Here is a 12,968-nt window from a genome sequence, read left to right as displayed (position 1 = left end):
AAAAGTGGGAGGATTTTTTAACTTTTTACCATAGACATTTTATTAGGGAAGCGTAGGTTCAACTGGCAAGTACAAATAAGTAGAAATGTTTGAACAACACCGTTTTAGGAAGTTGAAAAATCAAGTTTCTCTCTCGGTATAGCGTTTATTTTGGCCAATATCTTCTTTAGTTTAGCATTTGTGTATTTCCCATTCGTGTTCTATTTAGCTCCTTATTATGAGTATGTAGCAAGTTACTTATCAAATTCAGCCTCTTTGAGGGTCAAATATGGTTTTGCAAATGGTGACTGACAAGACATAAACAAGGTCAGCAGGAATTTTTTACATAAATGGACATGAATGTATATAACCTAAAATAAGAATAAATTTTAATAAGGGCTGCCCAAAAAGAAAAAAATGCAGTTGCCATCCTATAGATACTTGCAGAAAGGATAAAATTTACTTTTAGACCTTTTGGGATAGCCCTTATTAATACTGCTGAATTCAACTTGCAAATGCAACAGAATTCTGATTAATAATTTGTTTAAATTTTTCGTTTGGCGTGAGGTATCCAAGTCTTTTACGAGGTCGATTATTGAGTTTATTTTCAATCCACTTAATCTGTTTGTTGGTTACTTCACTAAAGTCCTTACCCTTTGGGATATACTGCCTGATAAGCCCGTTGGTGTTTTCATTGGCACCACGTTCCCATGAGTGGTATGGTTTGCAAAAATAGAATTTTATTTCCAATTTTTGCGCAATTTCCTCGTGCTTTGCAAACTCCTTTCCATTGTCAGCCGTAATTGTGTGTATTAAGTTTTTCACTTTCCGCAGTGCCCATACTGCAATCTTAGCTACCGGGATGGCTTCTTTTCCCGACAACTTGCGTATCCAGACCCTGCTTGTTGCTCTGTCGTTAATGGTAAGAATGGCACCTTTGTGGTTCTTACCAATAATTGTATCTATCTCTAAATCACCAAATCTCTCCTTCAGTTCCACTATCTCGGGACGCTCATCAATATCCACCCTGCCTGGGATAAATCCTCGCCCTGCATTTTTAGAACCACGTTTGGCATACCTGCGACCTTGTCTGCGAAGATATTTGTGCAGTTTGCCACCCCGCCGCTTATCCTCCCAAATCCAGCGATATATCGTTTCGTGAGATACCATCGCAATTCCCTCCAAGCGGCTCCTGCCGACAATCTGCTCCGGGCTGAATCCTTTCTTCAACAGCTTTATTATCCGTTTTCTCATTGCCGGTGTAAGCACTTCCTTGCGATGTTTTTGCTGCTTGCGCCTGTCTGCTTTTCGCTGGGCAAGCTCCATGCTATAGCTACCACTTCGGGCGTCGCAATTGCGCTTTATCTCCCTGTAAACAGTGCTTTTATCTACTCCGATAGCTTCCGCTATTGCTTTTTTGCTCATCGGTATTTGCAACATCATAGAAATTGCATACCTTTGTTCCTCGGTTATATGTTTGCTCATCTGCAACTTTTTTTTCTTTGGACGGACAATTAAAGCAAAGATAGCAAACTTTATCCATTCAGAGTGAGAGAAAGGGGGACATTGTCTCTCTTTCCTCTCTGAAAAATAAATGTTTTTATTGCTTATTATCCGCACCCAAAAAGTTGCATATAAGTTGAACTCAAGAAGTATTCACCTGTAAGAAGTTACTAATGACAAAAAAGAAATTGCCCGTTCGTTTTACGGGTCAGCACTTTACTATTGATAAAGTGCTAATAAAAGATGCAATAAGACAAGCAAATATAAGTAATCAGGATACGGTTTTAGATATTGGGGCAGGCAAGGGGTTTCTTACTGTTCATTTATTAAAAATCGCCAACAATGTTGTTGCTATTGAAAACGACACAGCTTTGGTTGAACATTTACGAAAATTATTTTCTGATGCCCGAAATGTTCAAGTTGTCGGTTGTGATTTTAGGAATTTTGCAGTTCCGAAATTTCCTTTCAAAGTGGTGTCAAATATTCCTTATGGCATTACTTCCGATATTTTCAAAATCCTGATGTTTGAGAGTCTTGGAAATTTTCTGGGAGGTTCCATTGTCCTTCAATTAGAACCTACACAAAAGTTATTTTCGAGGAAGCTTTACAATCCATATACCGTTTTCTATCATACTTTTTTTGATTTGAAACTTGTCTATGAGGTAGGTCCTGAAAGTTTCTTGCCACCGCCAACTGTCAAATCAGCCCTGTTAAACATTAAAAGAAAACACTTATTTTTTGATTTTAAGTTTAAAGCCAAATACTTAGCATTTATTTCCTGTCTGTTAGAGAAACCTGATTTATCTGTAAAAACAGCTTTAAAGTCGATTTTCAGGAAAAGTCAGGTCAGGTCAATTTCGGAAAAATTCGGTTTAAACCTTAATGCTCAAATTGTTTGTTTGTCTCCAAGTCAATGGTTAAACTGTTTTTTGGAAATGCTGGAAGTTGTCCCTGAAAAATTTCATCCTTCGTAGTTCAAAGTCGGGTGGTTGTCAAGATGATTTTTTTGGTTTGGTGTCGTCTTTTTTTAAGCTGCCGCATAACGGCTGGCAAATTGGCGATGGAGCCGACTTTTAGCACAAATGTTGAATAGAATTACTAATCTTCAACATTGCACAAAAGTTCAATAGAAGTACTTCACCGGCTCTATTGCCAATTTGTTTGTTATGTGCCGTTTTATTCCATTTTATACATTTAACAATTGCTGAAACGTAAAGTCGGGTTTAAACATTTCAATTTCGTTTTGAGTTGATTCTTCTTGTGCTTCTTTGCCATAGATAAACATTTGCTGTTCATAATTTTTAACAGCCTCTTCAATGCTATTAAATTTTCCATCGGCTAGATTATCAGACAATATCAAGGCATCCACCAACCCACTATTTACTCCCTGCCCTGCAAAAGGCGGCATCAAATGTGCGGCATCCCCAATCATTGTTATGGGTAATGGGCGCTTGCTTTTCCAAGGCTTTTCTAAAGGAAATATCCGTGTAGCCAATCCTACAAATGACAACGTCGTATGAATCAATTCTTTGTAGCGTTCGTCCCAATCGGAAAATTCTTTCAGAAGAAAATCAACGACACTATTTCTGTTTTGAAAATCTACCTGCGTTTGGTTTTTCCATTCATCAGGTGTTTTAAAACTTATTCCAAAATGCAATGCACCATTATTATTGGGGTTAGCAAATAATAAATTACCTTGGTGAGATGCCATTAGCCGGTTTCCATTGCATAGCTGAAAAAATCCAGGACAGTTTATCTCTGGTTGATGAATATCGGCTTGTATATTGAAAGTACCTGTTTCTTCAACTTCCGTGTCGGTAACAAATTTTCTTACCTTGGACATCCCGCCATTGGCAAGAATAACCAAATCTGCTGTTTCACTCGGTTTATTCTCAAAAGTTAGTGTCCACTTCTTCTTACCAGGTTCAAGCATAACAAGTTTTCTATCCCAAATAACCGTGTCGTTTTCTAAACTATTCAACAAGATAGCCCTTAAGTCATTTCTGTTTATTTCAGGATTGTCAAATCGATTTTCGGGCTTTACATTTTTTGTGGATAAAATATTGCCTTTTTTATCAGCAATATTTACACCCATTGGTAAGGCTAAGTCATAATAAGTTTGTAACAATCCCGCTTTTTTCATTGCTTCCTGACCTGAACCTTTGTGTAGGTCAAGGGTTCCACCAAAAATTCTTGCCTCTCGGTCGTTGTCTCTTTCGTAAACTGAAACGTCTATGCCGTTTTGCTGTAATAATTTTGCCATAGTCAGTCCAACGGGTCCACCACCAATTATTGCAACGTTCTTATCACTAAGTAAATTCATTTGTTTGTCTGTATCTATTCGCATTGTCATTCAAAAATGGCCCATAACAATGGCTCGGCGAATTGGCGAAGTAGCGAAGCTGTATCGAAGATACAAAAGCGGAGCTATTTAGCCAAGTCGCTTGTTGTAAGCAGTCCGCGAAGCGGCGGCTTACGGCAAGCGACGTAAGTCGCCGAGCCATTGTTAGCAAGGAGCGCAGCGGATTGCTAACAACGGTTTGCAGCTATACGCAGGCAGGGATTTTTACCACTAAGCTACCTACGATGAACTGAACTTTAAATTTACCACTTTCCTGTCTTACGAAGCACGAACCCCCTGCTTGCGTATAGGTGATGTTATGCGGTCGGCTTTCATTTTCTCTTCTTTCTCGTTAATTTGTCAAGCAAAGTTACTAAATTTGCAGTCAAGCAATTTCAATTTTTGAATTATGTATTTCAGCAGACCTTGGACTTCTATCTAAGTGATAGGCAGTCCTGAATAAATTCCAATCAATCTTTTAGGGCAAGACAATCAGTCTATGCTTTGTGTGTGCTGTCATTTTTTTTGATGGCATTGCTTTGTCGTAGTTGCTCTGTCGGGTAATACTGTCTATTCACTTCTCTGTGATTTGAATTCAATTCAGATAAAATTCCTTAGGTTATATTTTCAATCCTTTGGACCGGGTTTCCTCCTTGGCATACAGTCCCGGACGCCCGATTATGACATGGTTGGCAACGATACTATCCGCCGGACTGCGTATCTGCGGCGGTGCATTTTCGGGATATTGCGCCTGCCTGTTCCTCACATCTTCCGCTTCCGGCTTGAGCTGTTGCCCTTCATTCTCCTTTTCTGCGACTTCGGGCGTGGGTGGCGCAAGCTCCAGCTGAATTTTTCGGTCAAGGGCGGCAAGTTCGGACTTCAACTGCTTCAGCTCGTCCTCCTTCTTCCACACCTTACCCGCTATCTCCTGTAACTGCGGTATCTCCATCTCCAGCACCTCGTTCTTCGCCTTGTACTGGTCGATGATGGAGGGTATCCTCTCCATCGCGTTGAGGAAGTTGCGGGCGGCGGCCAACGGGTCAGCCATCGCCAGATGCCCGTTGTTGTAGGTGTACTTGTAGTTCCCCTCGACCACGAAGCGGTTGTCGGTGAACTCCAATCCCTCTTTGAGTATCCTTTCGCTCACCACCTTTATCGGAAAACCGTAAAGTTCACCGACCTGCGTGTACAACCCTCCGGTCGTGGCATTCTTGGCTATCTCCTGCAAACGCTTTCCGATGACCTTCTCATCGGCGGAATCCACTCCGTCCACCTTTATTATATTAAGGCGGTTGCCCTCCTTGTCGGTCTGCACCACCGACAGGAAGCGGTTCCAGTCCTCCGTCATGGCATCTATGAAAGCCGTGTTGTTGCGCAACTCGCCGGTCTTTGACTCCAGCTTGAACTCCGAATCACGCTTGCCCTTGTTGAACGACTTGCGTTCCCCTTCGAGCGATGCGATCCGCTTTTCCAGTTTCGCCTTGTCCAACAGGTCGGTATTGCCGGAGAGCAACGCCATGTATTCCGAGAAATTCATGCCCGATTTTTCGTCCATTGCCCCCTCGTCGATGGTACGCGCACCCATCGCACCGCTTTTGAGCTGGCTTATGAAAGTCTGCTTGCAGTGCAGGAGGTTGAACTTGTAGCTGTCCAGTGACTTCTCCACCGCGTAGATGATTACATCCACGTTGTTCCCGGCGAAATGTTTGGCAATCTCATTACCTGCCCTAACTCCGCGTCCGTCACGCTGTTGCAAGTCGGACGGTCGCCACGGCGTATCGAGATGATGGATAGCCACACACCGTTTCTGGGCGTTCACACCCGTTCCGAGCATAGAGGTAGAGCCGAACAGCACACGCACCGTCCCGGCGTTCATGGCGTCTATCACCGCCTTCCGCGCCTTGTCGGTCTTGCACTCCTGAATGAAGCGCACCTCGCTTGGCGGTATACCGTAGTCCTCCGTCAGTTTGCGCTTGATTTCCGAATAGACGTTCCACCCGTCGCCCGGCTGGTATGTCCCCAAATCAGAGAAAACGAACTGCGTGCCTTTCTGGGCGTCGTATTTTTGATAATACTCCGCGATCATCTTGGCACAGTGACTCGCTTTGTTGTCGGGATGATCTTCGTAATTCGGGTCTATCATGCGCATGTCGAGTGCCATTTTCCGGGCATAGTCCGTGGCGATGAGCATCTTCGCCTTTTCTTCCGTTTCCGAAAGCGGCAGCCTGCCCAACAAGGTGGCATCGCCCGTCTTGGCGAACTGCATCAGTTTCTGTATGAAGTCCTCCTGTTCCGGCGTGGGCGGTATATGGTGCAGTATCTCGTTCTTGTGCGGACGATCCACACCCACATCCTCTGCCGTGCGGTAGTCGGTTATCTCGTTGTAGAAGGCGGCAAGCTCCGGCACTTTGATGAAGTAGCGGAAACGCTCCTTCTGCACCACGTTGTTCGTCACGTTAAATTCAAAATCCGTCGTCTTCTTGGCAAATATCGCCGCCCAAGCGTCGAAACACCTTATGTCCTGCCGTTCCAGCTCCTTCGGGCGCAGGTACTTGAACAGCAGGTACAATTCAGTCAGTGAGTTGCTGATAGTCGTGCCGGAGAGGAAGGTCGCACCCAAGTCTTTTCCTGTGCGCTCCTGTATGGTGCGTATGGCAAAGAGCATGTTAAGTGCCTTCTGGCTTCCCTCGCTGTTTCCCAATCCCGCCACACGGTCGTGGCGCGTGTTGAAAGTCAGATTCTTGAACTGGTGGCTCTCATCTATGAAGATGTGGTCGATGCCCATCTGCTTGAAATCCACCACGTCGTCCGTGCGTGACTTTATGGCGTGTTCCACCTTCTCCAGCTTCGCTTCAAGGTTGTGCTTGCGCTTCTCCAATCCTTTCAGCATCGCCCGCGACACGTTCTTTCCCTGCTGCCGTAGCACTTCGAGGTTTTCCTCCACCGTGTCAAGCTCTGCTTGCAGGATGCGCTGCTGCAATTCCGGCGACTGCGGTATCTTGCCGAACTGGTCGTGCGACATGATGACGCAATCGTAGTCGTTGTTCTTTATATTATTGAAGAAGCGCACACGGTTGGCGGTCGAAAAGTCCTTCTCCGAAGCGTACAGAATACGTGCGTTGGGATATGCCGCCTGATAGGTGGCTGCAATCTCCGCAACGTTGGCTTTCAGCCCGATAATCATCGGCTTGTGTGCCAAATTCAGACGCTTCATCTCATGCGCGGCGATGCACATTATCAGCGTCTTACCGGTTCCCACCTCGTGGTCGCAAATTCCGCCGCCGTTCTGTTTCAACATCCAGACGCAATCCATCTGTGAGGGATAGACGCTCTTGATACCCCGGCTTGCCAGCCCTTTCAGGTTGAGGTCGGGAAAGGTCTGATGGGAGCCGTCGTAGCGCGGGCGCACGAAACAGTTGAACTTGCGGTTATACATCGTCACAAGCCGCTCCTTGAACTGCGGCGACTGCTCTTCGAGCCATTCGGAGAAGCCGTTTCGTATCTCGTCAATCTTGGCGTTGGCGAGTTGTATTCCCTCGCTGTCGCGCATCTTGATGTCGTTGCCATGCTCGTCCTTGCCGATGGACTTCATCATGTCAGGGCAGGTGTTGTGCAGGGCGTGTTTTAGGAGGTGCATACCGTCATAGTTCCGGTAATACCCCTTCACCAGAAACTCGTCCGTGATTTTCATGGTGCGGTAGCCGCACACCACCGAAAACTCGTCCATGCTTGCGGAATAGGCGATTTTCACCTCCGTGTCGAACAGCCGGCTCATGTAGGCGGCATAGACACCCGTCGGAATCCAGCGTTCCCCGAAATTGAAGTCCAGATCCTCGAAGGCGATGCGCTGCGGCTCGGCATCTTTCAGAGCCTCCAACGCCTGCTTCACCTCCGGCATACGCTCATTTTCGGGATTGTCACCCATCCATGCCTCTATGCGTTCCGCTTTCTCTATGACATTTCCGGCGATGAAACGGTCTTTGATTTCGTAACCGGTCACGAGCGGATTGTAGTAGATGCGCCCTTGCAGGGCAGTGAGCAAATCCTCCGCCGTGCTGTCGGTTATCTCCCGCATATAGTCGAGATTGACCGTACCATATTTGTTGAGCGACGCAGACAGGGCTTCTTCGGGAGAGCCTACGTTGGCATGGCTCTCCACCGCGAAGGAAACAGGATGCTCGAAGATGTCCGCCTTGACGAACTTTCCGTTTTCCATCCGTTCCAGCGAAAGGATGTCGCGCCCGCCCGCATCCATCATCACTAACTTCACGTTCTGCTTGGCGTTGAGGTTGCCGTAGCGCATGACAAACTCATCGTAACAGGTATTCAGATGCTCTCGCCACGGAACATTTGCCTCGCGCCGGAGCGATTCATAACGGTACAGACGCTCGTAGGCGTCACGCAGCGACACATACAACAACGCCTTTTCCTTCTGGTATCCTTTCAGGTCGAGCGGCTGGAATGTCGCCCCGTATGGCGTGATGTCTTTCAGGTAGCCGATGTTATGACGCCCCCGGTCAGCCACCAGCGACCCTTCGCGCAGGTGCATCTCCGGCGTGCGGTGGTAGGCACGCGGAGAAAGGTCCACGACTTCCTCCTTCGGCTTTTCCGCTTCGATGTCGGGGAAAAGGAAAGTCCCCACCGCTTCCGATGGGGTATCTGTAACGGCAGGTGCGGCGACTGCCTCCGGCTGTGTTTCCTCCTGTCGTGGCTGCTCACGGGAAGTTTCCGGCACGGCTTTCACTTCCGTCTTTTCCGCCACTTGTTTCTCGTTATGCTGCCTTGCCAGTTCCCGAAGTTCTTTCCTACGCTCCGGCGTCAAACCCATCATCATTTCATAGAAACCGTTGATGGGAGGATTGGTATCCCAGTCCAGTGTGGCATAGATGTCGTCCGGGTCGGCAGGCTTGGCGGTGTTCTCCGCTTTCACCTCCTTATTCTCCATTGCGGGTTTTGCAGTTGGAGCTGTCGGTGTAACCGTGACTTTCGGTTTGGGCGGAGTGGACTTTGCCGTAACTGCCTTTTTCACCGTCTTTTTCTTTTTGGAGGTTTTCGGTTGGCTGACCTCTTCCGTCATCCCCCAGAGGTCAAGCAGGGTGAGCTGCACGCCTGCGGAATATTGCGGGCGCGGTTCTATCTCCGGCTTTTCATCTGCGGGTTGCGGCTTTTCTGTCGGAGTTTCCACCGTCTGCGCCGAGGATACTGTTTCCAATTTTATGGCAGGACGCTCTACTTTATTTTGAACGGCAACTTTTTCTTCCGTTCCTGCCTGCCGGATTGAACCCGAATACAAGCGCATGGCAAGCCTGTAATGGAAATCCTCGTCGAGCATACGGCGCAAATCCCCGGCGATGCCTGCTGCCTTGCCCTCGTGCAGATAAACCATAGCGGGCTTCCCGTAGGGGTCTGTGTCAAGTTTCGCCATCGTATGCACGATGCGTTCCGGGTGGTGGATGAAATAGGCGTTGTCGGTCAGGGCGGTTTTCGTGTCCGTCTGTATCACGGTCATCAGCCGCTCGTCCTGCGACATTTCCTTCTTGCTGAGGTTCTTTTGCAGGACAATCAGGTCACTGCCCACCTCCGTGCCCGCGTTGTCCGTGAACAGGTTGTTGGGCAGGCGTATCGCGGATACCAGATTGGCCTGACTGAACAGCTCGTTACGCACGGAGGTCTTGGTGCTATTCAATACCCCTTGCGAGGTGATGAACGCCACGATACCGCCGTCACGCACGGCATCCAGTCCTTTGAGAAAGAAATAGTTGTGGATGGTTTTCTGGGCGGAGCGTCTGCCGAAAGAGTCGCTCCGCTGAAACTCCGCGTCGAACACGGCAATGTCACCGAACGGAATGTTGGACACCGCCAAGTCGAAATAATTGTTGAACGGTCTTTCGATTTTCTCAAAACCGCAGGTGCGCATTTTCTGGTCGGGATAGAGATGCCTCAAGATTGTACCCGTGAGCAGATCCTTCTCGAAAGCCATCACATCCGCATTGGGGCTGTGCCGCAGCATGGAATCCACGAACACGCCGACACCTGCCGACGGTTCGAGCATACGGGCGGGGCGGACGCTGTAATCTGCCAGCACGTCCGCGATGGTGTCGGTTATCTCTTTGGGGGTGTAGAAAGCGGTCAGCACGGACGCTTTCAGCGAATCCACAAACCGCTTGTACTCTGTTTCGTCCTTGCTGTTCTCACGGATAAGCCTGTGCAGCTCCACCGTCGGGGCGAACAGTTCGAGGTCGGATTTCGCCCACCGGACGGCATCCGTCAGTTCCTTTGCAGGGTTGAGGATACATTTCAGACCGCCGAAACCGCAGTACCTTTGAAGTATGGCACGCTCTTCGGTTGTCGCTGTCCTATTTTCCCTGTCAAGGATGAATGCCGTCCGTATCGCCTCGATGTTGTCCCGCAGTTTCTGTTTGCGGTTAAACGCCATATTCGTCTAAGTAAAGGACGGTTGCTCCCGTCAGCTCCGTGTAGAGCAGGTCGTAATCGGAAGACAGGGCGAAATTGTCATCCGAGAGGTCATAGACGGAGAACACGTTGCCGACAAGCGGCAGCAGTTTCAGGACAAAGGCTTCACGCTTCTCTTCCGGCACTTCATCGGCAAACTCGTTTTCCACGACTTCGCGGAGGATGGCGTAACGGGAATAATGCAGCCCGCGCAGTAGCGTGTCCATAGCCAGCTCCTGCGCACCGTCGGCGGGATAGCCTTCAAGCCGTGCCTTCTCATACGTTTCGGCGGCACGGTCGGCCCGTTCCCGTATGAACGCGGTGTCGTCAGCCTGTTCAAACTTGTTCGTGCGGAGGTAGTCCAGCAGGTACAGACCGTAATAGGAAAAGTCGGTCTGACCCTCGTTTTTCTTCTTGTTGTTCATTACTTTGGAGTTTAGCGGATTGATATTTAACGGGATAATCGGTTGAGAAAAGGAAGAAAAAGGCACTCGGTATCCCTCCGAGTGCCACCACTAAATCCAAAGTATGAGTGTAATCCGGTATCGAAGAACAATTCATTACTCTGAACAAGTGGCAAAGTTAATACTATTTCTTCCGTCCTGAAAATTTCTTGCCCTTTTTAGCCTCCGGGAACACGAAAGTCGTGTTATATTCCCCGTCAAAGGCTACGACGGCATCGAAACTCTTGCCTTGTTTGCTCTTGAAGCCTTTGAGCAACTTGGTATGTCCTTCGGTGAGCAGGTCTTTGATTTCGTCGTCGGACAGGGTGCGTCCCGCTTTCAGCCGGAACACGGGCAGACCGCACTCGGCGTTGTCGCATCTGACGACCTTCCCGTAGAACCGCATCCTGCCCGTGCCACACTTGGGACAGGCACAGCCGGAATCACGGCTGCCGAAGAGCTTGTCGCACGAGAGCAGTTCGGAAGTGATTTCCCGTGTGTACGCCTCTATCTCCCTGTGGAAAGCGTCGGCGGACACCTCGCCGCGCTCGATGCGGGCAAGCTCCCGTTCCCATTCGCCCGTCATGGCTACGTCGGCTATGCGCATCGTCTTGACGACGGAGTTGAGGGCAAGACCTTTTTCGGTAGGCACAAGCGATTTCTTGCAGCGTTCCATGTAACCGCGCTTGAAAAGCGTTTCGATGATGGAGGCGCGTGTGGCGGGAGTACCGATGCCACAGTCCTTCATCGCCTGCCGCAGTGCGTCGTCCTCAATTTCCTTGCCCGCCGTTTCCATTGCCGAGAGCAGGGTGGCTTCGGTATGCAGCGGCTTGGGTTTGGTCTTTCCTTCGGTAATGGACGAGCCTTTCGGTGTCAGCGTGTCGCCTTCCTGCCAGCCGGGGATGGTAATTTCCTCTTTTTCCTCGCCATAGACGGCACGCCATCCGGTTTGCTTCACGACGCTGCCTTTTACGGTAAACTCCACTCCGGCACATTCCGCCGTGACAGTGGTCACATCCTTGACGCATTTCTCAGAGAATGCCTCGACCATGCGCCCGGCAATCATCTGATAGATGGTATTGTCCTCTTTGGAGAGGAAGAGCGGTTTCTCACCCGTGACGAGCAGGGCATGGTGGTCTGTCACCTTGCCGTCGTCCACGCTGCGGCGTGTCGGGGCGGCTTTTGCCCGCACCTTGTCTTTCCATTCGGGCTGTGTGCCGATGAAAGCGAGCAGTTTGGGAATTTCGGCAAACACGTCTTCGGGGATGTAGCGGCTTCCCGTTCTCGGATAGGTTATCAACTTCTTTTCGTAGAGTTTCTGCGCGATTTCAAGCGTCTGTTCCGCCGTGAAGCCGTGCTTGGCGTTGGCTTCTTTCTGGAGCGTGGTCAGGTCGTAGAGCAAGGGAGTTTCCTCCGTCTTCTCCTTGCGCTCGGCTTTCGTGACAGTGGCGCAACCTGCCGCCTTTACCTTATTATATAGTTCCATCGCCGGTTCTTTCTCTTTCCATTTCTCGGAGGATGAGAATTTCACGACTTCGCCGTCGCAACCGTCCGTTGCGATATGGAGCTGCCAGAATGCTTCGGACGTAAAGCGGCGGTTCTCCCAGTAGCGTTCACATACCATAGCCAACGTTGGTGTCTGCACCCGCCCCACGGAATACGTGCCGTGTCCGGCGGCGATGGATAACGCCTGTGTGCCGTTGATGCCCACGAGCCAGTCGGATTCGCTCCGCGCTTTGGCGGCGAGGTAGAGGTTGTCGTATTTGCTGCCGTCTTCGAGTTTCCGCAGTCCCTCGCGGATAGCTTTGTCGGTGAGAGAGCTGATCCACAGGCGCACGAAAGGAGTGGTGCAACCCGTATAGTGGTAGAGGTAGCGGAAGATAAGCTCTCCCTCGCGTCCGGCATCGGTCGCCACGATGATATGTTCGCTTGTGTCGAACAGTCTTTTGATGACTTTTATCTGCGACACCACGCCGCTGTCGGGCTTGTAACCTTTCTCCGTCCTGACCTGACGGGGGACGAGCGTGAATGTGTCGGGAATAATCGGGAGGTTGTCACGGACAAATCCGCGCACGCCGTAGCCATCGGGCATGGCGAGCTGGACAAGGTGTCCGAATGCCCATGTCACGGCATAGCCGCCTCCCTCGAAATATCCTTCCTCTCTCTTTGTCGCGCCCACGATGCGGGCGATTTCACGTGCCACGGAGGGCTTTTCTGCAATGATTGTCTTCATGTTTTCTTGCTTTTTT

Annotated in this window: 6 protein-coding genes; 1 reads left to right on the top strand and 5 read right to left on the bottom strand. The window is 49.4% G+C overall.

Annotation, left to right across the window (positions count from 1 at the left end):
• Positions 1–483: 483 nt before the first annotated feature.
• Positions 484–1,464, bottom strand: a complete 981-nt coding sequence (locus tag BN3659_RS11955) for an IS30-like element IS4351 family transposase (RefSeq protein WP_005794072.1) — start codon at positions 1,462–1,464, stop codon at positions 484–486.
• 191 nt (positions 1,465–1,655) lie between these two features.
• On the opposite strand from BN3659_RS11955, the gene erm(F) reads away from it, so the two are divergent.
• Complete coding sequence (gene erm(F) / locus BN3659_RS11950) at positions 1,656–2,456, top strand: 23S rRNA (adenine(2058)-N(6))-methyltransferase Erm(F) (RefSeq protein WP_002682030.1); 801 nt, start codon at positions 1,656–1,658, stop codon at positions 2,454–2,456.
• A gap of 212 nt (positions 2,457–2,668) precedes the next feature.
• On the opposite strand, the gene tet(X) is transcribed toward erm(F), so the two are convergent.
• The 4 genes from tet(X) to BN3659_RS11930 all read right to left on the bottom strand — a co-directional run bounded on the left by tet(X) (position 2,669) and on the right by BN3659_RS11930 (position 12,952).
• A complete protein-coding gene (gene tet(X), locus BN3659_RS11945) occupies positions 2,669–3,835 on the bottom strand; it encodes a tetracycline-inactivating monooxygenase Tet(X) (RefSeq protein ID WP_005783159.1) in 1,167 nt (388 codons plus the stop codon).
• Between the two features lie 607 nt (positions 3,836–4,442).
• Entirely contained in the window at positions 4,443–10,259 is a 5,817-nt protein-coding gene (locus BN3659_RS11940) for an N-6 DNA methylase (RefSeq protein WP_091537228.1), read from the bottom strand.
• Positions 10,249–10,701: a DUF1896 domain-containing protein gene (locus BN3659_RS11935; RefSeq protein WP_091537226.1), complete on the bottom strand. Its 453-nt coding sequence runs from the start codon at positions 10,699–10,701 to the stop codon at positions 10,249–10,251. Before BN3659_RS11935 ends, BN3659_RS11940 begins: the two co-directional genes overlap by 11 nt.
• 163 nt (positions 10,702–10,864) lie before the next feature.
• Positions 10,865–12,952 carry a type IA DNA topoisomerase gene (locus BN3659_RS11930; protein ID WP_091537225.1) on the bottom strand — a complete coding sequence of 696 codons (2,088 nt, stop codon included), beginning with the start codon at positions 12,950–12,952 and terminating at the stop codon, positions 10,865–10,867.
• Positions 12,953–12,968 lie beyond the last annotated feature (16 nt).

It is taken from the genome of Alistipes sp. CHKCI003, from assembly GCF_900021155.1.
GTDB classification, from domain to species: Bacteria; Bacteroidota; Bacteroidia; order Bacteroidales; family Rikenellaceae; genus Alistipes; species Alistipes excrementavium.
The sequence above is the reverse complement of the archived record's forward strand: the minus strand, read 5'-3'. Positions and strand labels throughout refer to the sequence as shown.

Bases quoted from the DNA above. Each gene is read 5' to 3' on its own strand.
- BN3659_RS11940 (WP_091537228.1), bottom strand. From the start codon at position 10,259: ATGGCGTTTAACCGCAAACAGAAACTGCGGGACAACATCGAGGCGATA.
- BN3659_RS11935 (WP_091537226.1), bottom strand. From the start codon at position 10,701: ATGAACAACAAGAAGAAAAACGAGGGTCAGACCGACTTTTCCTATTAC.
- BN3659_RS11930 (WP_091537225.1), bottom strand. From the start codon at position 12,952: ATGAAGACAATCATTGCAGAAAAGCCCTCCGTGGCACGTGAAATCGCC.
- BN3659_RS11955 (WP_005794072.1), bottom strand. From the start codon at position 1,464: ATGAGCAAACATATAACCGAGGAACAAAGGTATGCAATTTCTATGATG.